Genomic DNA, 22,474 nt, shown 5'->3' with positions numbered 1-22,474 from the left:
GCTGGTCGCGCACCTGCGCGGCGTGGCCACGCGCCGTGCGCCGTCGCGCAGCCGCCGGGCGGCCAACGCGTCGCGACTGCCCGCGCGCGATCCGCGCCAGACGTCACTCTTCCTGGGGCCGGGATGGGACGACCGCGCATTGAGTGGGACGACGCGCAACTGCGCGCGATCATGGGCGCGCTGGCGGGACTCGACCGGAACTTCCTGCTGAACAGCGTGCGCTTCCTTGATGGATTGGTCGCCGCGGTGCGCGCGATCACGGGCCGCGTCTACGGCGCGACGACCTATGGCCGGCTGCTGCGCGATGTCGCGCCTCAGGCGGGCGTCACGCGGCGCCCGAGCACGCCGACGATCCAGGCGGCGGTGCTGCGCGCGCATGCCCTCGCGCCCGTTGCATCACGATTCACGTCGCGTTTCGTGCCGACGGCACGTGACGCGATGCGAGCGGCCGCAGCGCAAGGCGACGTGGGTGGGGCGGGCGAGGGCAGCGGACTGCCGGTCGCCGTGGACACCGATGCGCTGCGCGGGGCACTCGCGCCGCTGGTGCGCGACCTGCTGCGCGACAGCCTCGCGCCCGTGCATGCGCTGCTGGCCCAGCCGAGAAGGTCGGCTGCGGCAGGCGACGGCGAGGGACGCCAGCTGCGGCTGACGACGGCCGCGCTGGAGGACGGGCACGCGCGGATCCGCCAGCTTGAAAAGGAAATGGGCGAAACCGCGGCGGAAGCTGGGCGCCGCGCAGGCCGCGCGCGACCTCGCGGGTGAGCACGTCAACGCGATGCTCGCGGACCTCGCGAGACGATCACCTCATCGGGCCGGGATGCCGAGTCGCTTGCCCCGGGCAGCGGATCGTCTGGCCGCTACCGAAAAATTCCTCAAGGCGCAGAACAATGCGGTGCGGCTGCAGGCTTCGGCCGAAGCCGACGCGCTGCGCACACAGAACCAGCAACTGAGGGAGTGCATTGATCACCTGCTGGTCGACAATGACCGGTACCGGCGCACGCTCGCAGCGCGTGGCCCGGGAACGGCAGGCAGTCGCTGACACGGGGGCAGGTCGACGCTTGAGGAGCGACGACTGACAACCGGCAGTCCATGCTCACGATGGCGGCCAGGGGATAAGCGATGCAGTACGACGGACCGCCGCCGCGGCGCGAACGATCGCGGAAATCCCGTACGTAACTGGGAGGGTCGCGACAACGAGTTGCTACCGGTCGCACGGCGGACGTCACCGCATGGGCCCTTTCCCTGCACGCCGCTTCCCGATGTATGGCAGAACTCCGCCGTTGGCTGGCGAAAGGCGCCTCGTGACTGCCGCAGAGACTGTGTTGCTCTTTCATGCTGCGTGCGATTGACTGCTGCGCCATATGTACCGGCAACGGGCGGAATCGAGAAATGTTTGCCGAATCTCGGTTTATCTTGAGAGACGACATGCGTTGTTCGCGGGCCGGGCGGTCCCCGTCGTACCTGATGCGCGGGCTTGTGGCAATCGGGTTTATCGCGATCGGCCGCATTCTCGGACCGGGGGCGATCGGTAGCGTAAGCGTCGCGCAGCTGGCCGTCGCTATGGCGGAATCCACGCAGGCGTCGGTGATCCAGGTCATCGTGCTGCTCGCCTGCGTGCTGCCCGCGACGACTACTGCGGCGTCATTGGCATTGCGTGGGCCACGTGCTCGGACTGGGTTGTGCGGCGATGGGGATGGCGTATCGGACGGCAAGGGGTGCTTTGATGCGGATTCTCCATCTCGTGCTTGAGCCGCGTCTGTCGGGCGCGGAAGTGCTCGCGAAGAATCTGGCGATCCATCAGCAGCGCGAGGGAAGCGTGGTCGGCGTGACCTCGCTGTTGCCCGAGCACGTGGATTTCGCGCCGCTCACGCGCGAGCTGGCGAGTCACGGCGTCGAGTGTGTCTTTCCTTGCAGGCGTTCGACACTGCCGGGGAAGCTCGTTTTTCTCGCCCGCATGCTGCGGCATTTCAGGCCCGACGTCATGTTCGCTCACGCGACGATTCCCGCCTTTTATGCACGCGCGCTGCCGACCAAAGTGCCCGTGATCTACGTGATGCATTCGGCCGTCAACGATTTCGAGCGGGCGCGCTTTCGCTACGTCGAACGGATATTGTCGTCGAGGGCGAGGGCGGTGATCGGCGTGTCACCGGCCAATCTGCATGACTACAGGAACAGTGTGCGCGCGCATCCGTCGTTGACGCTGATTCCGAACGGCGTCGATACGACGCGCTTCGCATTCGACGATCGCCCGCGCGACGGCGATGCGCCGCTGCAGATTGTGCAGATCGGGCGATACACGTCGGTGAAGAACCAGTTGCAGACGGTGCATGCGTTTTACGAAGTTGCTGCGCAGCTGAAGGATGTGCGGCTGCAACTGTATGGCGTCGTCGAGGACCCGGCTTATCTGGCCGCGGTTCAGGATCTGGTGAAGAAGCTCGCGCTCGAAGCGCGCGTGAGCGTGGAGGGGCCGCACCCGGATGTGTGCGGCGTGCTTCGGGCGTCGAATGTGTTCGCGATGCCGTCGCGTTCCGAGGGACACAGCATCGCGTTTCTGGAGGCGCTGGCTTCGGGGATTCCCGTCGTCGCCAGCACGATCATGCCGTTCCAGTTCGCGAAGACGTCGCCTGGCGTGCAACTGGTCGATACCGACGTACGGCCGCTTATGCCGCGGCGTTGCTTGCGGCGTCGGCTCAGCCCAAGGTGCAGCGTTCTCTTGCAGGACTGACGTTGCAGGATACTGCGCAAAGGTATCTGTCTATCGCACGGGAGGTTGCAGAAAAGGTTTAGGCGAAGGTGATCAAGTCTTCCACTGCGGAGCTACTCCGAGCGTTACCGATCGGACTGGAAAAGGCAGGATACGATGAAGCAGCAGACGCTGGTGATGGCGAGTGACGAAGGTGCGGGCTTCGAGAAGGACCGGAGCCAGGCGATGGCGGGTTCCAGAGCCGCGGCGACCGCGTCACGCTGCTGGTAGAACGCGGCCTCCGGCGCTAGCGTGTGAGTGACGCTTGCGCGGTCCTCAATGATCGCGCGGCCTGATACCTGCCGTCGCCAGAGCGCGTAAAGACGGGCCGGTGCCTTATGCGAGCGCGAGTGCCTTGGCTCTTCACGTCTTGCGTCGCACATCAAATGCGCACACAGTTCAGATCACGATAGTGAAGTCACGATGAGACCGATGCACGCTATCTTGCCCACCTGTTCCGGCTCGGTATCCTGCCCGAGGGCACGATCCTACCGCCCGAGATACGGATGGTGCGCGATCTCGCACGCAAGCGGCAACACTTAGCACGTGTGTTAAAAACGAAAGTTATCTTAATAGTATGGTTTTGATTTCCCGCTCTTCGGAAATTTGAGCCTGGATAGGGCACCGTGATGCGTTCAGTTCGGAAGCAACGAGCCGCTGCGAATCGGCTTGGCCCCAGCGATGCACGCCACCTCCTGCCCCGCGGTGGTGAAGCGCGCACGCTGCCGCGCATACAGCACGCCGGCGATGGAACTGGTAATCGTGACGACGCGATCGGCGAGTGGATCGACGACGTCGGCGATCGCCTGGCCGGGTTCGACCCAGATTCCGATCGGTGTGCGGAACACGAGCACACCGGAGATGGGAGCGAGGAGGGGCTCGGTGCCGGAGAACGGCGTCGCGTCGAACTCGAGCGGCGGCAAGGGGGCGGGCGTCCCATCGATGACGCCTCGGTAGGTCAGGTATTCGACGATTGCGTTCGCGTCGCGCTCGGCGAATGCGTAGGTCACGTCCGCCTGACCGCGCAGCTCGATCGTCACTGAAATCGCGCCGTTCGGTATTGGGTAGCGCTCGCCATAGCGCGCCCGCAACTCCGACCAGCAGAAGCTGTGGATCTCATCGAATGGATTGCCGATCGAATTGAGCGCGAACAGCGAGGCCTTCGAATCGAGATAGCGCGCGAGCGGCTCGACGTCCGGCCACAAGTCGGGGTTCGTGAAGAGATGCATCGCGCCTTCGAAGTCGCAGTGCAGATCGAGCACGATGTCGGCGTCGTATGACAGTCGCTGCAGCGCGAGGCGCTGGGATTCGAGCTCGGTGGTCGGCGTCTGCTCGTCCAGTGCTTCGCGCGTGGCGTCGCGCACGGCGAGCAGGTTCTGTTGCGCGTCGCCCGTCAGCCGAGGCTCGATACGGGGGATCACGAGCGCGGCCAGGTCATGGAAGTTCCGGTTGAAGTTCGACGCAGTGCCGGATTCGAAGCGGCCGAGCATCTGGCCGAGCAGCCGCTGGTTGAGCCCGATCGGATTCGGCACGGGCACGATGACGATTTCACCGCGCAGCTTGCCCGCTGTCTCCAGCGCGGCGAGTCGCTTGCGCAGTGTCCAGGCGACGAGCATGCCAGGCAACTCGTCAGCGTGCAGCGACGACTGAATGTAGACCTTTTGTCCGCCCGCAGGGCCATAGTGGAAGCTCGTCAGGTGCCGCTGCGTGCCGAGCGCCGGGGAGATCAACGGGTGCGTTTGTGTTTGCATGATGGGTTGAGCGCGCGCCGGATGATACCGGCGCGCGGGATGAGGTATTGCGATTCAGGCGATCGCTGCAGAGCGTCACGGTTCCCGTGTGTGTCAGGTGCCGTACACGTCGAATGCGAAGTACCTGGCCTCGATCTTCTTGTAGGTGCCGTCCTTGATCATGTCCGCGATCGCGTTGTCGATCTTTGCCTTCAGGTCGGTATCTTCCCTGCGCAGACCGATGGCCGCGCCACTGCCGAGCGTCCCCTGTGGATCGGTCAGTTCACTGCCTGCGAACGCGAAGCCTGCGCCGCGCGCGGTCTTCAGAAAGCCCATGTCGGCCTGCACGGCGTCTTGCAATGCCGCGTCGAGACGGCCTGAGGTCAGGTCTGCATAGACCTGGTCCTGATCCTGATAGGGGATGACATTCACGCCCTTCGGCGCCCAGTTGATCTTTGCATAGGTTTCCTGGATAGAACCCTGCTCGACACCGACCGCCTTTCCTTTCAGCGCATCTGCCGCCGGCTGGAGGTTTGAGCCTTTCTTCGCAACGAGGCGAGTCGGCGTGTGGAACAGCCTCGCCGAGAACGCGATCTGCGCTTCACGCTGCGGCGTCATCGACATCGCCGACAGCACGCCGTCGAACTTTTTCGCCTTCAGCGCCGGGATCATCCCGTCAAACGCACTCTCGACCCACACGCACTTCGCATTCAGTCGCTTGCAGATCTCGTTGCCCAGGTCGATATCGAAGCCGACCAGTTGACCGTTCGCACTCTTCGATTCAAACGGAGGGTAACTCGCATCGACACCGAACCGGACGGTGGACCAGTCCTTCGCGCAGGCGGAGGTTGCGATCGCCAGCGTCGCCATGAACAGAGCAAACTTCTTCATTGATGTGGGTTCCAAAGTTGTGAAAGTTGGATTGATGGAGATGCCGGGAAATTTCGAGCACGAAGCGCATCGAATGGGCTTACTTCAGCCGTCCTGCCAGAAACTGCTGCAGCCGCTCGCTGCGCGGTGCGGTCAGCACTTCACGCGGGTCGCCTTGCTCCTCGATCTTGCCCTTGTGCAGGAAGACAACGTGATTCGAAACATTCCGCGCGAAGCCCATTTCATGCGTCACGACGATCATCGTGCGGCCTTCTTCTGCGAGCGCCTGCATCACTCTCAGCACCTCGCCGACGAGTTCGGGATCGAGCGCGGAGGTCGGTTCGTCGAACAGCATGACTTCCGGTTCCATCGCCAGCGCGCGGGCGATCGCCACGCGCTGCTGCTGGCCACCGGACAGATGCGATGGATATTTCTGCTCGACATCGGCCGAAAGCCCCACTTTCTCGAGGTACTTTCGGGCGCGCGCTTGCGCGTCGCTGCGGCTCAATCCCAGCACGCTCACGGGTGCTTCGATGATGTTCTCTAGCACGGTCATGTGAGCCCACAGGTTGAAATGCTGGAAGACCATCGACAGACGTGTGCGCATCATCCGCAGTTGCTTCGGGTCACTCACGCGCAGTCCGCCGCTGCCGTCAGTTGTGGTGCGGATTTCCTCGCGGTTCAGCGTAATGCGCCCGGAGCACGGCAATTCGAGAAAGTTAATGCAACGCAGGAACGTGCTCTTTCCCGAGCCGCTAGAACCAATCAGGCTGATCACATCACCGGCTTTCGCCTTGAGCGATACCCCCTTCAAGACTTCGTTCTCTCCAAACTTCTTGTGCAGATCGTCGACAGTCAGCTTGTACATTCTCAATGCTCTCCATCAGGGCTGGACGGGTTCAGTGCCCTTGAGGTTTCAGGTAAGCCAGCATTCGCATTTCCACGCGGTGAAATACCCAGATCAGCGCGAACACGATAGACGCATACAAAGCGGCTGCGATGCCGTATGCCTGGAACGTCATATAGGTGGCCGAATTCGCGTCGCGTGCCACTTTCAGGATGTCGGGCACGGTCGCGGTGAAGGCCAGCGTCGTGGCGTGCAGCATTAGGATCACTTCATTGCTGTAGGCGGGCAACGCACGCCGCAATGCGGAGGGCAGGATGATGCGCGTATAGACCTTGTAATTCGACATGCCATAAGCTCGGGCAGCTTCGATCTCGCTGTGGGAGGTCTCCCTGATCGCGCCGGCAAAGATCTCAGTGGCGTAGGCGCATTCGTTCAGCGTGAAAGCCAGCAGCGTGCAGTTCATCGCGCTGCGAAAGAACGCTCCGAGCCATTCGTGAGAATGGACGAAGTGCAGGCTGTAGATGCCCGTGTAACAAAGCAGCAACTGGACGTAGAGCGGCGTGCCGCGAAACACATAGGTGTAGAGCCAGACCGGTCGCGAAACAAAAGCTTTGCGAGACGCGCGCGCGATGGCGAGCGGCACGGCGAGCAGAAAACCGAGTGCGATCGAAACGACCAGCAGCCAAAGCGTGATGACGAGGCCGCTGTAGTTGAAGCCGTCGCTGTAAAGATAGTTCGGCCAGTATTGGTGAATGAGTTCGATCACAGCGCAGCCCTCCGCACACCGATCGAATAGCGCTTCTCGAGGTGGTGCAATGCCAGGTTGGAAACGGTGGTGATCACGAGATAGATTGCACCGGTTGCGAGCGTGAAAAAGAAAAATGCCTGTGTCGCCTTGCCCGCGTCCTGAGCGGCTTTCACAACGTCGGCGAGACCGATGATCGACACGAGCGCAGTCGCCTTCACGAGCACCTGCCAGTTGTTGGCGATGCCCGGCAGCGCGAAGCGCATCATCTGTGGGAACAGAATGCGCATGAACACGCGCGTAGAGTTCATGCCGTATGCAAAGCCAGCCTCGATTTGCCCGCGGGGAACGGCGAGAAAGGCACCGCGAAACGTTTCGGTGAAGTACGCGCCGTAGATAAAGCCGAGCGTGATGACGCCCGCCACAAACGGATCAATGTCGATCTGGTTCATGGCGAGCATGTCAGTCGCGTCGTTGAGCCAGATCTGAATGCTGTAGAACAGCAGCAGCATCAGCACAAGGTCGGGTACCGCGCGAATCAGCGTCGTGTACATCGCGCCGAGGCGCGCGAGCATGCGATTGTGCGAGAGCTTCGCCGCGGCGCCGGCGAGGCCCAGCAGAAAGGCCGCAGCGAGCGAAAGAACCGCGAGCTTGAGAGTTTCGAGCGTGCCCGCCAGCAGCAGCGGGCCGAAGCCTTGAAAAAGCATGGAAGGATGTCCCTGGTGACAGGGAGCGCACGCCGCGCGTCCGCGCAGCCTGTGCCCCTGTGTTGATGCGAGTGAATGCGACAGCACTTAACCGCCGCATACGTCGAAGTCGAAATACCTCAACTCGTTCCTCTTGTGTATGTCCCGTCCTTGACCATGTGGACGAAAGCTGTTCGCCGTTCGCTTTGGGCGAGCGCGCTTTTTCATGAAAGTCGCCGAAAGCGATGTTCGATGCGGCATCCCGCACGCGGGCGTCCCTATCGAAAGCCTTGGATGCCCCGGTCTGACGTCCGAGGCCGGTTCCGCAGCTTGTATATACAATTATCGAGGCATCTCAGGAACGAACAATCGGTGTTATTACCAACACGTGCCCGATGCGGAAGTCAAAAGGGGGCCCTGTTTCTGGTGCTAAACTGGTGACAACGCATGTTGTAAGGGTACGCAAAACGGTCATAGACGAAGTCATTCGCGCATCCAATTGGCAACTTGTCCATACAACATCGTGTTGGTCGATTACGTGTGGGCGCACGTTTTCAGCCCATGTCGTTCGCTGGAACGGACGGCAGTTGCGCTTGCACTCGCCCAGCATGCGCAATTTCTCATTCGATGCAGTTCGCTCAGGTTGCGTTCGAGCCGAGGAAACGATCAGGCGGCCGCGACCGCAGGCCCGATATGTAGCTCGTATGTAATGCGGAGACCCGACGTTGGGATGCCTGGAGAGATGCTCGTATGCCCGCTCGATCTCCGCGATGAACCCGAGCGCTGCCTGCGCCGAGCCCTCGTCCACAAGATGGTGGGTCACCTCGTCCTCGACGTCCTGCCTGGCCAGCCGTGTCGGAATGACGGACTTAGCCGTCGTTTGCGAGAAGTGCGCACGCGAGCACGCAACGATTCGAAGTAGTCGGCGTCGACAGGTGCTGCGAGGCCTGCCGTCGCGCCCTGCAAGATCATCGCGCCCAGACGCTTGCGATCCTGGTCCTTTCGGATCAGTTCGCGGACGTACTCGCTGCTGGTGCCGTAGCCGCTATAGCCGACCTAGCCAACCTGTTCGTCGACGTACTCCTTCAGCGAATCAGGCAGGGAAATGTTTATCGTGGTCATGAAACGACTCGAGCACGATTGCACAAGTTTTGCCGAACTGCGCTATCAGTAGCGTACCGACTTAAAGTCGAGCATGTCTAAAGCAGCCTGTCGGCGCACTCGAGTACGAAACCGTCGACTTCCCTGCGTCGTAATACCTGTTCTTCGCGCGCCGCTATGCCAGTTGGACCGCTCGATGCCTCGACCGTCAGCAATTCGCCACATTGTTGACCTCTAAAACCCAGTCAGCTCCAATGCTGGCTTTGGCCGATAATTGCCCTCCAGCGAAGGCAGGAAATGAGCACGCACTCTGGTAGATGTCGTTGAGACTGCGTGTGTTCGATCGGCAGCGAAGGTATTGGTACGACGGCGGCGTAGAGTCGGGCCAACTTCCATCGAAGTCCGAGCCGTGATGAACTCACATTGCCTTATAACACAAAGGGACAGATCGTCGAAAATTTAAGTGTCTGCGTGTCAAGGCGACACGAAATGGTTGGACATCGAGCGGACGGGTGCGAAATTGGCCGGCGCGACCCGTGAAAAACGACATGAATTGGTTGTCAAACCGCGACATCAATTGCTGAACTCTACAGTGATGATTCTGTTGTGGAGTTAATCAATTGATGTTGTTTACGGCAATTTCACCGCTTTACGCTCGATAGTTTCGCTAATCGCATTGCCATCGCGTGGAACGTGCAAGCTTAAAAAGCGTTGATCTTCTTTCCGGCACGCGGAGACATTCGCATCGCAACTGTTTTTCCCGTTGGTCTTTTGTTCTCTTGGCATAACTGTTGGAAGGATTGCCAGCAGGCGTTAAAACGAGCTTTTTCGCCTTCGATCTTCTCTTGATGTCTAGCCTCCCGTCTTTGCGCTGCTTTGAGACTTCCGGGGAAACCCCAATTCAGACCATCGTACCGCGTGTCGTTATTGACTGAGCGCAGGCATACGATTTGGCTAACCTTGGCGCAGAACAATATGAAAAAACGAGAGAGTGTTTCCGGGAATCGCCGTACCGTCTCATCGCGCGATCTGCTGCAATCGCAATATATAAAGGCGGACCGCCTTCTTGGTGGCGTGGTCTGGCTTCTGTTTCTGGTCTCGTGTGTTTTTGCCCGCGACTACGACACATGGCAAGGCGTCTACACGGTGGGTGCGCCAACTGCGATCATTACTTCCGCACTGGTCCTGTGGCTTCCGGGAACGCTCGTGACGCGTCTGGGCGTGGCCACAAGCCTGATGACATTTGCCGCGCTGCACATCCATCAGGAACACGGCGTGACGGAACTGCATTTTGGCGTATTCGTGTTCATGTCATTTCTGCTCGCGTACCGCGACTGGAAACCGATCGTCTGCGCAGCACTGGTCATCGCCATTCATCACCTGTTGTTCAGTTATCTGCAACTGGGCGGTTTCGCGGTCTATTGTCTTACCAGGCCTTCGTATTCACTGGTACTGGTACATGCCGCTTATGTCGTTGTACAGGCTGCGCTACTGATATTTATCTCACGGTACATGAGCAAGGAAGCGCGTATGGGGCGCGAACTCGCTATTCTGAGTGCGGAGCTCTCACGCGAAACGGGGCGTTTCGATCTACGCCTGACGTCGATGCCACTGGAAGGGAGCAGCAGTCGCGAATTCAAGGCGACTCTCGATGCCATCCACCATGCGATGCGCCAGATCACACGGACGATCCAGCGTATTGCATTGTCATCGCAAGAAATTGCAGCCGGCAATGGGGAACTGGTCCAGCAGATCGCGACGCAGGCGGACATGTTAAAGGACACAACCAGGGCGATGGCACAGATCGCCGACCAGGTGCAGGAAAACGCCGCTGATGCGCTCAATGCAAACGGACTCACTCAGCAAACTGCAGACGTCGTGCGGCAGAGCGGAAGCGCGGTAGGGGAACTCGTCAAAAAAATGATCGAGATAGAAGACGCATCGCGGCGCATGGGTGAGATGACGTCAACGATCGAGGGTATCGCCTTTCAAACAAATATTCTTGCACTCAATGCTTCGGTAGAAGCAGCGCGGGCCGGTACGCACGGTCGTGGTTTCGCTGTCGTGGCCGAAGAAGTGCGCAAACTCGCACAACGCAGCGCGGACGCGGCGCGCGAAATCAAGATGCTGATCACTGAATCGCTGGAACGCATCGAACACGGGTCATTGGTCGCGAGTCGTACGGGGGCAGCGATGCGCAGCGTCGTTGGGCAAGTAGAGGAAGTCGCGCGGCTTGTGAGCCAGATCAGCACGACGAGTGATGCACAGAGTCAGGACATCGGCCGGATCAGCATCGCAATAAAAGAGATGGATGCAATGCTGACACGCGACGTTGCGTACGTCGAGGATGTAGCGTCTGCGTCCGGTCATCTGCGCAAGCAGACCTTGGCGCTCAACGATGAAGTGTCGCTGTTTGTAGTCGATCCTCTTGTGTAAGAGAAGTTACACCGAGCCGGAATGACAGCGCCGTTCTACGGCTGCACCAGTCCTCAATGGTTGCGCGATTTGCCGGACCGGGACGTGTTCGGAATCAGGAAACATGATCAGCAATTCCGGGGGAACTCATGCTCATCGGCAGCTATAACAGCCTGTTGGTCCTGTTTTCGCTTCTGGTCGCGATGCTCGCTGCGTATACGGCCCTCGACATGGCTGGGCGCATCAATACAGCGGATGGTAGCGCGGCGCGCTGCTGGCTCGCGGGTGGTGCGTTCGCGATGGGCATGGGTATCTGGTCGATGCACTTCATCGGCATGCTGGCTTTCAGTCTGCCCATCCCGATTGGTTTCGATCCGGCGATTACATCGCTTTCACTGCTGATTGCGATTGTGTCGTCCGCATTCGCATTGTGGCTGGTCTGTCAGAAGGAACTGCGCCGGACGCGCCTTCTCATCGGTGCGCTACTGATGGGCACCGGCGTGGCTGGCATGCACTACACCGGCATGGCAGCCATGCGAATGCAACCGGGCATTCAATATACGCCGTCGATATTTGCCGTTTCAGTGCTTATTGCGGTTGTCGCATCGGGCGTCGCGCTGTGGGTAGCATTCAATTTGCGCCAGAATTCGCCCCGTGTGCGCCCGCTACGGGCGGGTGCAGCCGTGGCCATGGGGTTCGCCATTGTGGGCATGCACTACACCGGCATGGCTGCTGCGGAATTTCCGTTGGGAAGCGTGTGTGCAGCGGCACGTAACGGAATGCATCAAGGATGGGTGGCGATCACGATCATCATCGTGACGTTAATCGTGCTTTCTGTCGCCCTGACCATTTCGGTGTTAGAAGATATGCGACTTGCCTCCCGTGCGGCGATACTTGCCGCTTCGCTGGCGCAAGCCAACGAAGAACTGACGTATCTTGCGCTACATGACAGCCTCACCAAGCTGCCCAACCGCGTACTTCTCGAGGACCGGCTCGGGCAGGCGATCCAGCAGGCGAACGGCGAGAGGAAAGGCTTTGCCCTCATGTTCATGGACCTGGACGGATTCAAGATCATCAACGACGCCTACGGGCATCAAACCGGCGATCAACTGCTCGCCATTGTCGCCGAGCGCGTCGGCGCGATAGTTCGCCGGGAAGACACGGTTGCCCGCTTGGGCGGCGACGAATTTGTCCTGTTGGTCCATGTGAGCGATCCGATCGAGGTCGCTACGCTCGCCGAACGACTGCAGGCAGTGATCAGGGAGCCGTTCCATGTGCATGGCCACGCGTTGTGTGTCTCGACCAGTATCGGCATTGCCATGTACCCGGAGGACGCGATGCATATGCATGATCTGCTGGTCCACGCCGATACGGCGATGTATCACGCGAAGTCGCTAGGCCGCGGTCGTCACTGTTTTTTTGAATCGTCGATGAGCGCGAACGCGCGGCAACACATGCAACTGGCACAGGACCTGCACGACGCACTCCCGCGACACGAACTGGTCCTGCATTACCAACCCAAACTTGCGGCTCCGCGTGGTCCGGTGATTGGCGTCGAGGCACTGGTGCGCTGGATGCATCCGGTTCACGGACTGCTCATGCCCGATCAGTTCATTTCTCTGGCAGAAAAAGGCGGCCAGATCATCCCGATCGGCGAATGGGTACTCGACGAGGCCTGTCGCCAGCTTCGCGCGTGGCATGATGCGGGCTATCGTGACTGGACCATGGCCGTCAATCTTTCCCCGATGCAGTTCTGTCACTCGGACCTGATCGCGATGGTGCGCGCGACGTTGCAGCGTCATGCGCTTGCGCCGGCATCCCTGACGCTCGAAATCACGGAATCGGTGGCCATGCGAGACTTCGAGGCCAGTCTCAGGATCCTGCAGCAGCTACGCGATATGGGCGTACGGATATCGATCGACGACTTTGGCACCGGCTATTCCAGTCTGCTTTACCTGAAACGCCTGCCCGCTAACGAGCTAAAAATTGACCGCGGCTTTGTGCGCGACCTCCTGCACGACCCTGAAGACGAAGCGATCGTTTCAGCGATCGTGGCATTGGGGCAGAAACTGCATCTGACGATCGTCGCAGAGGGAGTGGAAACGACCGCACAGCAGGAGTTTCTGACGGGCGTTGGCTGTGACTCCCTTCAGGGCTTTCTGCTTGGCCGCCCAATGCCTGCGACTGGCTTTGTCCAGTTGGGGCAGACGGTCTGAGCGACATGGGCAAGGTACGGTGCCTGACTATTGTGCCCGGACATGCCATCATCATCTGGGTGTCCGAAAGGAGATTTCTTGCGGTCAAGCTTCAACCGGAGGTAGCACTGGCAGGTCGAATGGAAACGGTTGAAGCTGATCGGATGAAGAGAGTGCCACGCTGAGCCAGCCGATCGTAACCGATGTATGCAGGGTAGGTCCCGACGGGCGCCGGGTGAGTTGGCAAATGCCATCAACTGGAGGTGGCGTGCTTTGGCGCCCTCGAGCGCGAGCGTTGCGGTCGAGCACTACCTCGCGGGTGCCTCGGAAGTGTTCGATCTCGAGACGACCGGGCCAATCTTGTCCCTGTATCTGAAGATGCCAGCAAAGCTGGAAGCCTTGAGTTATCCCGGCGATCTTTATTCGTTTATCCGAGTCTTCAAGAGGGCTAATGGATTGACACCGCACCAATACCTTATCGAAACCCGCTTGCAAGCCGCCCGCGATCTTATCGAGCGTGGTCAACGCGATGTGACGGAAGCTGCGCTCAACTGCGGCTTTTCGACAATGAGTCACTTTTCAGTGGCATTCCGTAAGCGTTGGAGAATTCCTCCGTCGGCGCTGAAGCCGCGTTCCATGATCTCTATGCGAGAGGAAGTGAGAGAATCCATAGACCGCTGATGGACAATACGATTGTGAGCGCGAGCAATGAGTTGCGACGTCGCCGTGTACTCATCCGGCAAAATCGATAGCAGGTGCCAGCCGACTCCAAGTGGGTCGGACGCGAGCGAGAGGATTTGGCGCCCCTGAGCCAGACATAATGTAAAGTAGTGGCAAACGTTGTAAAACAATGCAATCGGCAACAGCAAGAGGCTGAACTGCTGTGCGAAGACCCTCCCATTCATTGGGGATTGCGCACCGAGTGCCCCCAGCGCGTCGTAGGCGGTCGATGAGAGCATGAACGAGAGAAAAGATATCATGCTGGCGTCCAGTGGTTGTTCGGACGCCATCTCGTCGATGGGATTTCTCAGCCGAACGCGGACGCCCTTCCCCGGTAGCTGGGACCACTTGTATGGCGAAAGTTTTGCGCACAATCTGCGAAGGATGCCGAACGCGTCAAAGTGATTGAGCCATACTTCACGTCCAAAGCAAAGGGAGCTGGCAAAAGCATAGATGCTATAGCCAATAAGAAACAGGCTCGCATCTCTCGGTCTCCCAGAGCCAAACAACTCAAGGGAAATAAGTACGATATAAGTCAGCAGTGCGGGATAGGATGCGAGGCATCGAGGATATCGGAACCGAATTTTCTCGATGCTAGGGAAGCAACGCGCCGCGATCCGCAGCATCAACGCAAATGGATTAATGAACGAGTAGATGTCACCGAATGATGCACTGACATAGACCGATCCCAGGTAAACCATATCCAGAAGCCCGACATATTGATATTTAGAAACGGGTTCTGGGTGCCAAAAATGCCGGAAACTATCAGAAACACAACGAAGTTCGCGCTTGCAATTTGTCCGGCACCGAGTATTGCAGTTCTAATTCGCAGCTCTCTGTTCGATTGATTTGCCTGTGTGCTCGTGCGGGCGATTCCTGTGTCCGATACAAACACCAGAATCATGAAGGAAAGGCCACAATGTCCAGCTTACGTTTGCATTTCTGGTCGATCACCGGCACCGTGATCGCGTTCGTGGTGTCACTATGGGTCAACCAGGAGGTATTTACGCATACGTCGTTTGTGCGAGGCATCAACTGGATATTCCTTCCTTCGGGCGTACGGCTTTTGAGCACGTTGCTGGTTGGTGTCGATGGTTTTCTTGGCTTGCTGCTTGCCGGTCTGCTAACGGACTTTCTTTACTGGTTTCCGCATGACCCGGTGAGAGCGATCGCTGGTGCAGTACTTGGGTCAGCGGCTCCGTATCTGGTCTACCGGTTCGCGACGGAATACTACGGTTTGCGGGCATCGTTGACGAACCTGACACCGAAACGCCTTCTTGTGCTTGCGCTTGCGTATTCGGTCGCGAATCCGTTGTTACATCACCTGTGGTTCGCGCTGACCGGTACGATGGAGAACTTCTTCGAAAGCCTGTTCAGCATGTTTGTGGGCGACCTGACCGGCGCGCTAATCACGCTGTATGCGATGAAGGGACTTCTGGCCTTATTGCCGAAACGGCCCGGCGATTCCCGCCTCACGAATGGCATGTTCAGCATTCACGCGGCGTTAAACAGCGCATATGACAATCAGGCGGCACGCTAAGTCACGGAATCGATCCGGACGGTGTTTTTCGCTCAGCTAGAGTCCGTGCGCTTCCTGCAATCCGCCGGATTTTTCGAGTCGTTGAGCGGTGCAGACGTGAAATCCCGCGGCGATGACAAGGAGGATGCCAGCTACGGGCCAGACATAGATTGCAGCGGCGACACAGAGCCAGCATGCATCCTGAGGCGGGTACGCGTGGAGCGCCCAGAAAAAACAGGCAACTGGCAACATCAACAGGAACAGTGCCGACCGATGTAGAAAAACGGCGACCTTTGCTCTCTTTTGCGTATCAGATTGCATGCCTGTCTCCATGTGGAATGGCATTGGCGTATACCGTCTCACGTCAGTCATTTCGCGAATACTTGGGAAAATCCCTGATTGGTCAGGATCTGCGACATGCAGCTTGCAGTGCGAAACAGCTTTTCGGAAAGTAGCACGAGCCATCGCACGGCCACCCGAATTTCTCGGAGATGCGCCGGCGCATCGTGTCTGCCGCTGAGGGTTCGCCGCGCGTGACGAAGACTCGCGACGGTGCGTCCGTCAGACTCGACAGCCATAGCAGCACTTCGCGGTAATCGGCGTGCGCCGAAAGCGACGCGATCGACGCGACGTTGGCGCGCACGCGTACATATTCGCCGTGCACCTTGATCGACGGTCCGTGGGCGGGGAGCGCCGCGCCGCGTGTGCCTGCCGCCCGCAAACCGACGAGCGCGATCGTGTTGCGAGGGTCCGACGCATACAGGCTCAGGTAATGCGGCACGCGGCCGCCCATCGCCATTCCATCGCGCGCGGACGGTCATCTTTCCGACACTGTGGGATGCTGGCCGGTCGATGTCCGCCGCGACGGAAACACCGACCGTGGCCGTCAAGTCGCGCCTTGTCTGTTTAGTGGCTGATGCCTTCCACAGCACCCATCCCCGTTTCGGAGCGCACGGCCTGCGCCTCGGAACCGGCCCGGTCGATGCGCACGCGATTCGATCTGTCAGTCGCCGAGAAGAATCAGATGCCGAAGAAGCCCATTGCCATCGAGAAGAGCGCGGGTGATGCATACGGAAACGGCGCCCTCGCGTAGTGGATCGCTTGTCACGAGCCACACGAGCGTGCCGAACAACCAGCATCCCGCGCCCAGCATCAGGACCCACAGATGCAATGCCGACTGCTCGCGAAGTATCTGCGCATTGCCGATGAGTGAAGCGATTGAAGCGAGCAACAGCAACGCCTGTGCAAAGGCAACGGGTGCCCCGGCAACGAGCGCGATCCCCGCGCGGCCTGACGCAGCCGGCACGATGTAGCTCCACGCGCGCTTGCGCGCTACGGCGCGTTCGATGCCGATGACCGCGCCGAAGAACACGGGAATCGTCAGGACGCCACGTCGCTCGACGCGCGACACCGCGTGTTGCGGCACGGTCACGCCCAAACGGGCGAGGCCGGTCATGAGGCCGCATATGAAGGTAAGAAGCACGTTCCCACGAACGCCGCGCGTATCGACAGCTCGACAGGGCGAACGGTTGACATGCGATGCGCGTCCGAATGCGTGTTTTCAAACCGGTGAATGGTTGCTCATACATCCGTCCGCTGAGTTTCATCTCTCCCGTTGGAGAAGAGAAGATCGCGCGTCTCGTGAGGCCGGGTGATGGTTTTGGCGAAGCGCCGATGTTCCAGGATAAGGACCACATCGTGTCGGCCCATGCACTGGCCGACACCTTGCTGCGGCATGTGTCGAAGTCGATGGTCTTTTCGGAGCTTGAATGACACCCGGCCTTTGCATGCAAAATGCTGGCCGGCCTTAGCATACGTCTTCACAATTTGATGAACGACGTCGAGGCCTACTCGTTGCAATCCGGAACGCAGCGCGTAAGCAGCTACTTGCTGCGCCTTGCGGACAGCGGGTGCCAAACAGGTCAGCAAGTGCGGCTCGATACCGGCAAGAGGATCATTGCATCGCGGGTGAATCTCACGCCCGAGCATTTCTCGCGCATCTTGCGCGACCTGAGCGACCCCAAGCTGATCGAGATAAACGGGCGAGAGATCACCATTCCCGACGTCGCGCGTTTAAGAAGTGAGTGCCCTGATTGACCTTGTTGTGCCGTACGCGCAAGCGCGCGTCCGGTATGCGCATCAACAGCAGCAGTGCCTCAAAGTTTCGGTCGATCGGTCGCGTCCAGTTGCGTTCCTGGGATACCTGGCGAATGTGCGCTTACAGCCAGTTCGCGTTGCAGTGCCACGCGACGTTCGTTCGTCGGCTTTGCGTGCGTCACGTTGTCGAGCGCGGGAACGATATAGGCGTTCACTATCTGCCGGAACATCTGTACATTTTTCGCGTCGCGTAAGCCGCCGTCCACTGGCAGCATGCTCGTCATCACAATGACCGTATTGCGTCTCGGAAGCACCGTGATGAACTGCCCCTTGAAGCCCATCGCGTCATATTCGGGCTCGCTCTGTACGACGTTGTTGATCCACCAGTAGTATCCGAAGTAAGGCGCGACGGCAGGCGACGTCATCTGCTCGATCCAGTGCTGTGGCACCACCTGGCGCCCCTGCCAGCGTCCGTGATCGAGTACGAGCATGCCGATCTTTGCCATGTCGATCGCCCGCAGCCGCAAGCCCCAGCCCGCTGATACAAGGCCCTGATGGTCGGCGCGCTCCCAGGCCGCGTGCTTCATGCCAAGCGGGCCGAACAGATGTGTCTGTGCATACTGCTCGACGGGCTCGCGCGCTGCTGCGCTTAGCATCGCCGACGCGAGAATCGGATTGATGTCGGTGTATTCGAACGCGGTGCCGGGCGCAGCCTTTGGGCTCGTTTGCGCCGCGAGCTTCAGACGATCGGGCGCGGCGTAGTAAATGGGATCGTCCTTGGGTCTGAAATCGTAGTGCAGTCCGCTCGACATCGACAGGACATGTCGAAGCTCGACGTCGCGCTTGTCGGCGAAGTCCGCGCGCAGGTCGGGGCGCCACGCAGCCAGCGTGGCGGCAACCGAATCGTGCAGGCTGATGGCGCCCTCGTCGATCAACATCCCCGCGACGAGCGATGTGACCGCCTTGGTGACGGAGTACAACTCGTAGTTCGCGTCGCGCGATGCGTTCGGGCCGTACCGCTCGAAAATCAGCTTACCGTCTTTCACGACGAGCAGGCTGTAGACGTCGAGCTTCTGCTCGCGAATCCATCGCGATAGCCGCACGAGTTCACGGGAATCGACGCCTGTATCCTCGGGTGATGCGGCCTCGATGCCTGTTTCGCGAAGCGGCGCAGGGGCAGCGGGCGTTTGCTGCGCCGTCGATGTGACAGGCGCGAGTGCGCTTGCCGCCATCACGAACGGCGCAAGCCGGGCGCGCAGCCAGCGCGTAGCCGAACGCGCGTGCGTTACGCGCAAGACGGCGCGCCGCGAATCGAACGAGTGGATTCGTGAAATTGCCATCGTTGCGCTTTTCTTCGTCGAGTGTCTCATCAGCTTTCGGGGGCATCGTTGAACGCGGCAGCCGTGCCGGGAATACCTTGCGTCTGCCGGCTGCGCGTCAGTTCATCGCGCAGCGCCTGTGTCTTTGCGGCTGTCGCGACGGGTTTGCGTGCGGGCGTCAAGGCGGGAAGGATGTAGTCGTTGACCATCCGGCGATACTGTTTCAGATAGGTCGCATCGCGCAGTCCGCCATCCGTCGGCAGCAGGCTCGTCATCACGACGACGGCATGCTGTGCAGGCAGCACGGTGATGAACTGTCCTTTGAATCCCATCGCGCCGAACTCGGGCTGCCCCTTCTCGACCACGTGCTGAATCCAGCAGTAGTAGCCGTAGTCAGCGGCGGCGGGCGAGGGCGTTTTCATCTGTGCGATCCATGCTTGCGGTACGACCTGCCTGCCTTGCCAGCGTCCGTTGTCGAGCAGCAGCACGCCGATCTTCGCCATGTCGACGGCGCGCAGCCGCAGTCCCCAGCCGCCGGATACGGCGCCCGTCCGATCGGCGCCCGTCCAGCGGTAATGCGACATGCCGAGCGGCTCGAACAGCTTGTCGCGCGCGAATTCGTCTTCGCGCTCGTGCGCCGCAACCGCGACGGCCGTGCCCGCGAGCACCGGGTTCACGTCGATATAGTCGAAGCGCGTGCCGGGCGTCGTTGCAGCGCGGCTCGTCACCGCGACGTGCAGCCGGTCGGGCGCGCTGTAATAGAGCGGGTCGGTGCCTTCGCGTGTCTGATAGCTGAGGCCGCTCGACATCGACATCAGATGGCGCAGCTCGATGTCCTGCTTGTCCGCGAGATCGCTCGCGAGATCGGGCCGCGCGTTCGCGATCAGCGGAGCAATTTTCGTCGATGGGCTGAGCTTGCCTTCGCCTTCGAGGATGCCCACGAGCAGCGACGTGATCGTCTTCGTGACGGAGTACAGCTCGTAGTTGTTGTCGCGCGTGAGTCCGCCGCTGTATCGCTCGAATACGATCTTGCCGTCCTTCACGACCACGAGGCTTCTGACATCCATGCGGTCGCCGCGCAGCCATTCCGACATGCGCACGAGCGGCGCCGAATCGACGCCGACCGATTCGGGCGCAACGGTCGGCATGTCCTGCGACGCCGCGCCTGCCGCGTGCGCATGTCCCGTCGAACCGACGACGAACGCTGTTGCCGTCGCCATCGTGCACAACGCGTGAGGAATTTTCATCGCTTGCTCCTTCATCGTGCGGCGCGCGAACGCACCGCGTCAGTTCAATGCAGCGTCAATCCAGGCAGGGCTTGCCGGCAGGCAGGAAGCGTCCGCGCCCGGCTTCTGTTGCCACGAGCTTGCCGTTCTCGACGAGCACTTCGCCGCGCGACAGGCAGTGGCGCGGCCAGCCCGTCACCTCGACGCCCTCATAGGGCGTGTAATCGACGGCGTGATGCAGCGACGCATTGCCGATCTTCACGCGCTTGTCCGGGTTCCACACGACGATGTCGGCATCCGCGCCGACTGCGATGGTTCCTTTGCGCGGATAGAGCCCATAGAGCTTTGCGGGCCGCAGCGAGGTCAGCTCGACGAACCGATGAAGCGATAGCCGCCCTTGCCGCACGCCGTCGAACAGCAGCGGCAGACGCGTTTCAAGACCGGGAATGCCGTTCGGAATGTGATCGAACGACACCTGCTTGCCGCCGGGTTTCTTGCCTTGCGGATCGTCGTAGGAGAACGGCGCGTGGTCCGACGACACGATCGAGAACACACCCTGGCGCAGCGCTTTCCACACCGCCTGCTGGTTAGCCGGATCGCGCGGCGGCGGACTGCATACGCATTTCGCGCCCTCGTACTCGCCACAGCCCAGATCGGCAGCCGTCAGATACATGTACTGCGGACAGGTCTCGGCGAGAATGGGCAGCCCGCGCGATTGCCCCCAGCGGATCTGCTCGATGGCATCCGCACCCGACACATGCACGATGAGAATCGGCACGTCGACGAGTTCCGCGAATGCGATCGCGCGATGCGTGGCCTCCCGTTCGACGACTGCGGGCCGCGCGTGCGCATGGAAATGCGGCGCGTGATGCCCATTGCCGAGCAGCCGCTCGGTTAGCCAGCCGATGCAGTCCGAGTTCTCCGCATGCACCATCACGAGCGCGCCGTGTTGCCTCGCGACGGAAAGCACGTCAAGCATCTCGCGATCGTTGAGCTTGAGATCGTCGTAGGTCATGTAGACCTTGAACGATGTGTAGCCGCTGGCAATGAGGCGTGGCAGCTCTTCGGCAAGCACCTGCGGCGTCGGATCCGCGACGATCAGATGAAAGCCGTAATCGATCAGCGCGCGGCCTTCCGCGCGCCGGTGATAGTCGTCCACGGCGGCCTGCAACGACTGTCCCTTGTGCTGCGCGGCGAACGGGATCACTGTGGTCGTGCCGCCGCAGATCGCCGAGCGCGTGCCCGTGAAAAAGTCATCGGCCATGCGCAAGCCGTCGGGCATCGGCTGATCGAGATGGCAGTGCCCGTCCACGCCGCCCGGCAGCACCAGCATTCCGCTCGCGTCGAGTTCGCGCGGCGCGCGCGGCAGACCGTGCCCGAGCATCGCCACGCGACCGTCGCGAATGCCGATGTCGCACGAAAAACGGTCCGACGCGGTGACGACGTCGGCGTGACGGATCACGAGATCGAGATCGTTCGACATCGCCGCTTCCTCAGATGACTTCGCTGAACAGACGTCCCCAGCCAGTCACGCGGCGGGTGTCGTAATCGGCGAGTTGCAGCGACTTCCAGACGACCGTCGAGATCGTGTCGTAGATCGGAATGCCCGTTTCTTCTTCGAGTTCGGGGACGAGATGCGCGGCGTTCAGGTTCGTGCAGAAGATCGAGATCGCGCGCGGCTTCGATTCGGCCACTGCGCGCACCATGCGGCGGATTTCGTCGGGCGTTACCTCGGAGAACGAGAAGTTCACCTTCAGGTTCAGATGGCGCTCGGCGATGCAGTGCAAGTTCTCGCCGCGATAATTGGAGACGATCTTCTCCTGCACGTCATCCAGATACGGCGTGACGAGACCGAATTCATTGGCGCGAGTCTTCTTGAGGATCTCGTTCAGCGCGAGCACCGATGTGGTCGCGGGAATGCCCGTCGCTTCCGTGATGCGCCGGCACAAGCGCTCGTCGGCTTCGAAGCCGAGCCATCCGGACGACGTGCCGTTCCATGCGATCACGTCCACTTTCGCGTCGGCGAGCAGTTGCGCGGCTTGCAGGATCTTCGAATCGTCGAACTGGCCGAGCGCGTGATCGGCGAGCGAAATCTCCGTGACGGGAAAGCGGGCGAAGTGCGCCGAGACGTCGGGCAGGCCGGACACCATCGCGCTCGTCAATGGTTCGAGCGACGTGTTGGAAGAAGGCGTGAGCATGCCGAGCAAGGTACGTTTTTTCATCGTGATATCTCTGATGTGATGAGTGAATCAAAGCAATAC

19 protein-coding genes and 5 pseudogenes are annotated in these 22,474 nt (G+C 60.4%); 9 read left to right on the top strand and 15 right to left on the bottom strand.

Going from position 1 to position 22,474, the window contains the following annotated elements:
* Positions 1 to 123: 123 nt before the first annotated feature.
* From AABE10_RS00495 to AABE10_RS00480, 4 genes and pseudogenes are all read left to right on the top strand, one after another.
* Positions 124 to 762: a hypothetical protein gene (locus AABE10_RS00495; RefSeq protein ID WP_342931352.1), complete on the top strand. Its 639-nt coding sequence runs from the start codon at positions 124 to 126 to the stop codon at positions 760 to 762.
* Positions 692 to 1,039, top strand: coding sequence for a hypothetical protein (locus AABE10_RS00490; RefSeq protein WP_342931351.1), 348 nt, complete (start codon positions 692 to 694; stop codon positions 1,037 to 1,039). The genes AABE10_RS00495 and AABE10_RS00490 overlap by 71 nt, the downstream gene beginning before the upstream one ends.
* Before the next feature lie 350 nt (positions 1,040 to 1,389).
* A complete protein-coding gene (locus AABE10_RS00485) occupies positions 1,390 to 1,749 on the top strand; it encodes a hypothetical protein (protein WP_342932273.1) in 360 nt (119 codons plus the stop codon).
* Positions 1,724 to 2,787, top strand: a pseudogene (locus AABE10_RS00480) (glycosyltransferase). Before AABE10_RS00485 ends, AABE10_RS00480 begins: the two are co-directional and overlap by 26 nt.
* Before the next feature lie 591 nt (positions 2,788 to 3,378).
* Here the strand turns inward: AABE10_RS00480 and AABE10_RS00475 are convergent.
* The 6 genes and pseudogenes from AABE10_RS00475 to AABE10_RS00450 all read right to left on the bottom strand — a co-directional run bounded on the left by AABE10_RS00475 (position 3,379) and on the right by AABE10_RS00450 (position 8,743).
* Positions 3,379 to 4,494 (bottom strand): succinylglutamate desuccinylase/aspartoacylase family protein, encoded by a 1,116-nt coding sequence (locus AABE10_RS00475; protein WP_342931350.1) that lies wholly within the window; start codon positions 4,492 to 4,494, stop codon positions 3,379 to 3,381.
* A 93-nt stretch (positions 4,495 to 4,587) separates the two neighbouring features.
* Positions 4,588 to 5,364 (bottom strand): ABC transporter substrate-binding protein, encoded by a 777-nt coding sequence (locus AABE10_RS00470; RefSeq protein ID WP_342931349.1) that lies wholly within the window; start codon positions 5,362 to 5,364, stop codon positions 4,588 to 4,590.
* 79 nt (positions 5,365 to 5,443) lie between these two features.
* Positions 5,444 to 6,211 carry an ABC transporter ATP-binding protein gene (locus AABE10_RS00465; RefSeq protein ID WP_342931348.1) on the bottom strand — a complete coding sequence of 256 codons (768 nt, stop codon included), beginning with the start codon at positions 6,209 to 6,211 and terminating at the stop codon, positions 5,444 to 5,446.
* 31 nt (positions 6,212 to 6,242) lie between these two features.
* Positions 6,243 to 6,956, bottom strand: a complete 714-nt coding sequence (locus AABE10_RS00460) for an ABC transporter permease (RefSeq protein ID WP_342931347.1) — start codon at positions 6,954 to 6,956, stop codon at positions 6,243 to 6,245.
* The gene (locus AABE10_RS00455) at positions 6,953 to 7,642 is read right to left on the bottom strand and encodes a histidine ABC transporter permease HisQ (protein WP_342931346.1); all 690 of its coding nucleotides are present in this window, start codon (positions 7,640 to 7,642) and stop codon (positions 6,953 to 6,955) included. Before AABE10_RS00455 ends, AABE10_RS00460 begins: the two co-directional genes overlap by 4 nt.
* A 798-nt stretch (positions 7,643 to 8,440) precedes the next feature.
* Positions 8,441 to 8,743 (bottom strand): annotated as a pseudogene (locus tag AABE10_RS00450) (ribbon-helix-helix domain-containing protein).
* Positions 8,744 to 9,697: 954 nt separating this feature from the next.
* On the opposite strand from AABE10_RS00450, the gene AABE10_RS00445 reads away from it, so the two are divergent.
* The 3 genes from AABE10_RS00445 to AABE10_RS00435 all read left to right on the top strand — a co-directional run bounded on the left by AABE10_RS00445 (position 9,698) and on the right by AABE10_RS00435 (position 14,013).
* Entirely contained in the window at positions 9,698 to 11,158 is a 1,461-nt protein-coding gene (locus tag AABE10_RS00445) for a methyl-accepting chemotaxis protein (RefSeq protein WP_342931345.1), read from the top strand.
* Positions 11,159 to 11,286: 128 nt separating this feature from the next.
* Positions 11,287 to 13,353 (top strand): putative bifunctional diguanylate cyclase/phosphodiesterase, encoded by a 2,067-nt coding sequence (locus AABE10_RS00440; RefSeq protein WP_342931344.1) that lies wholly within the window; start codon positions 11,287 to 11,289, stop codon positions 13,351 to 13,353.
* 186 nt (positions 13,354 to 13,539) lie between these two features.
* A complete protein-coding gene (locus AABE10_RS00435) occupies positions 13,540 to 14,013 on the top strand; it encodes a helix-turn-helix transcriptional regulator (protein WP_342931343.1) in 474 nt (157 codons plus the stop codon).
* Here the strand turns inward: AABE10_RS00435 and AABE10_RS00430 are convergent.
* Entirely contained in the window at positions 13,905 to 14,753 is an 849-nt protein-coding gene (locus tag AABE10_RS00430; RefSeq protein ID WP_342932272.1) for a hypothetical protein, read from the bottom strand. The genes AABE10_RS00435 and AABE10_RS00430 overlap by 109 nt on opposite strands.
* Before the next feature lie 218 nt (positions 14,754 to 14,971).
* On the opposite strand from AABE10_RS00430, the gene AABE10_RS00425 reads away from it, so the two are divergent.
* Positions 14,972 to 15,592 carry a hypothetical protein gene (locus AABE10_RS00425; protein WP_342931342.1) on the top strand — a complete coding sequence of 207 codons (621 nt, stop codon included), beginning with the start codon at positions 14,972 to 14,974 and terminating at the stop codon, positions 15,590 to 15,592.
* A gap of 36 nt (positions 15,593 to 15,628) precedes the next feature.
* On the opposite strand, the gene AABE10_RS00420 is transcribed toward AABE10_RS00425, so the two are convergent.
* The 4 genes and pseudogenes from AABE10_RS00420 to AABE10_RS00405 all read right to left on the bottom strand — a co-directional run bounded on the left by AABE10_RS00420 (position 15,629) and on the right by AABE10_RS00405 (position 17,027).
* A complete protein-coding gene (locus tag AABE10_RS00420) occupies positions 15,629 to 15,892 on the bottom strand; it encodes a hypothetical protein (protein ID WP_342931341.1) in 264 nt (87 codons plus the stop codon).
* 82 nt (positions 15,893 to 15,974) lie between these two features.
* Positions 15,975 to 16,382 (bottom strand): annotated as a pseudogene (locus tag AABE10_RS00415) (MBL fold metallo-hydrolase RNA specificity domain-containing protein); the annotation flags it as partial.
* 95 nt (positions 16,383 to 16,477) lie between these two features.
* Positions 16,478 to 16,666, bottom strand: a pseudogene (actP, locus tag AABE10_RS00410) (cation acetate symporter); the annotation flags it as partial.
* A complete protein-coding gene (locus AABE10_RS00405; RefSeq protein WP_342932271.1) occupies positions 16,575 to 17,027 on the bottom strand; it encodes a hypothetical protein in 453 nt (150 codons plus the stop codon). The pseudogene actP and the gene AABE10_RS00405, both read right to left, overlap by 92 nt.
* Before the next feature lie 140 nt (positions 17,028 to 17,167).
* Here AABE10_RS00405 and AABE10_RS00400 point away from each other — a divergent pair.
* Positions 17,168 to 17,668 (top strand): annotated as a pseudogene (locus AABE10_RS00400) (Crp/Fnr family transcriptional regulator); the annotation flags it as partial.
* Positions 17,669 to 17,727: 59 nt separating this feature from the next.
* On the opposite strand, the gene AABE10_RS00395 reads toward AABE10_RS00400, so the two are convergent.
* From AABE10_RS00395 to AABE10_RS00380, 4 genes are read right to left on the bottom strand one after another with little or no spacing between them, the layout of a single operon-like run.
* On the bottom strand, positions 17,728 to 19,008 hold the full coding sequence (locus AABE10_RS00395; protein ID WP_342931340.1) for a serine hydrolase: 1,281 nt from the start codon (positions 19,006 to 19,008) through the stop codon (positions 17,728 to 17,730).
* A gap of 29 nt (positions 19,009 to 19,037) precedes the next feature.
* The gene (locus AABE10_RS00390) at positions 19,038 to 20,234 is read right to left on the bottom strand and encodes a serine hydrolase (RefSeq protein ID WP_342931339.1); all 1,197 of its coding nucleotides are present in this window, start codon (positions 20,232 to 20,234) and stop codon (positions 19,038 to 19,040) included.
* A gap of 55 nt (positions 20,235 to 20,289) precedes the next feature.
* On the bottom strand, positions 20,290 to 21,696 hold the full coding sequence (hydA, locus tag AABE10_RS00385; protein WP_342931338.1) for a dihydropyrimidinase: 1,407 nt from the start codon (positions 21,694 to 21,696) through the stop codon (positions 20,290 to 20,292).
* A gap of 10 nt (positions 21,697 to 21,706) precedes the next feature.
* Positions 21,707 to 22,435, bottom strand: coding sequence for a maleate cis-trans isomerase family protein (locus AABE10_RS00380; RefSeq protein WP_342931337.1), 729 nt, complete (start codon positions 22,433 to 22,435; stop codon positions 21,707 to 21,709).
* Between the last annotated feature and the right edge of the window lie 39 nt (positions 22,436 to 22,474).

This window comes from Paraburkholderia diazotrophica (assembly GCF_038900755.1).
Taxonomy (GTDB): Bacteria; Pseudomonadota; Gammaproteobacteria; order Burkholderiales; family Burkholderiaceae; genus Paraburkholderia; species Paraburkholderia diazotrophica_A.
The sequence above is the reverse complement of the archived record's forward strand: the minus strand, read 5'-3'. Positions and strand labels throughout refer to the sequence as shown.

What these genes read in the sequence shown, in the direction of transcription:
- AABE10_RS00495 (WP_342931352.1), top strand. Translation starts at nt 124, where the DNA reads ATGGGACGACCGCGCATTGAGTGGGACGACGCGCAACTGCGCGCGATC.
- AABE10_RS00485 (WP_342932273.1), top strand. Translation starts at nt 1,390, where the DNA reads ATGTTTGCCGAATCTCGGTTTATCTTGAGAGACGACATGCGTTGTTCG.
- AABE10_RS00475 (WP_342931350.1), bottom strand. Translation starts at nt 4,494, where the DNA reads ATGCAAACACAAACGCACCCGTTGATCTCCCCGGCGCTCGGCACGCAG.
- AABE10_RS00470 (WP_342931349.1), bottom strand. Translation starts at nt 5,364, where the DNA reads ATGAAGAAGTTTGCTCTGTTCATGGCGACGCTGGCGATCGCAACCTCC.
- AABE10_RS00465 (WP_342931348.1), bottom strand. Translation starts at nt 6,211, where the DNA reads ATGTACAAGCTGACTGTCGACGATCTGCACAAGAAGTTTGGAGAGAAC.
- AABE10_RS00455 (WP_342931346.1), bottom strand. Translation starts at nt 7,642, where the DNA reads ATGCTTTTTCAAGGCTTCGGCCCGCTGCTGCTGGCGGGCACGCTCGAA.
- AABE10_RS00445 (WP_342931345.1), top strand. Translation starts at nt 9,698, where the DNA reads ATGAAAAAACGAGAGAGTGTTTCCGGGAATCGCCGTACCGTCTCATCG.
- AABE10_RS00440 (WP_342931344.1), top strand. Translation starts at nt 11,287, where the DNA reads ATGCTCATCGGCAGCTATAACAGCCTGTTGGTCCTGTTTTCGCTTCTG.
- AABE10_RS00435 (WP_342931343.1), top strand. Translation starts at nt 13,540, where the DNA reads ATGCAGGGTAGGTCCCGACGGGCGCCGGGTGAGTTGGCAAATGCCATC.
- AABE10_RS00430 (WP_342932272.1), bottom strand. Translation starts at nt 14,753, where the DNA reads ATGGTTTACCTGGGATCGGTCTATGTCAGTGCATCATTCGGTGACATC.
- AABE10_RS00425 (WP_342931342.1), top strand. Translation starts at nt 14,972, where the DNA reads ATGTCCAGCTTACGTTTGCATTTCTGGTCGATCACCGGCACCGTGATC.
- AABE10_RS00420 (WP_342931341.1), bottom strand. Translation starts at nt 15,892, where the DNA reads ATGCAATCTGATACGCAAAAGAGAGCAAAGGTCGCCGTTTTTCTACAT.
- AABE10_RS00405 (WP_342932271.1), bottom strand. Translation starts at nt 17,027, where the DNA reads ATGACCGGCCTCGCCCGTTTGGGCGTGACCGTGCCGCAACACGCGGTG.
- AABE10_RS00395 (WP_342931340.1), bottom strand. Translation starts at nt 19,008, where the DNA reads ATGGCAATTTCACGAATCCACTCGTTCGATTCGCGGCGCGCCGTCTTG.
- AABE10_RS00390 (WP_342931339.1), bottom strand. Translation starts at nt 20,234, where the DNA reads ATGAAAATTCCTCACGCGTTGTGCACGATGGCGACGGCAACAGCGTTC.
- hydA (WP_342931338.1), bottom strand. Translation starts at nt 21,696, where the DNA reads ATGTCGAACGATCTCGATCTCGTGATCCGTCACGCCGACGTCGTCACC.
- AABE10_RS00380 (WP_342931337.1), bottom strand. Translation starts at nt 22,435, where the DNA reads ATGAAAAAACGTACCTTGCTCGGCATGCTCACGCCTTCTTCCAACACG.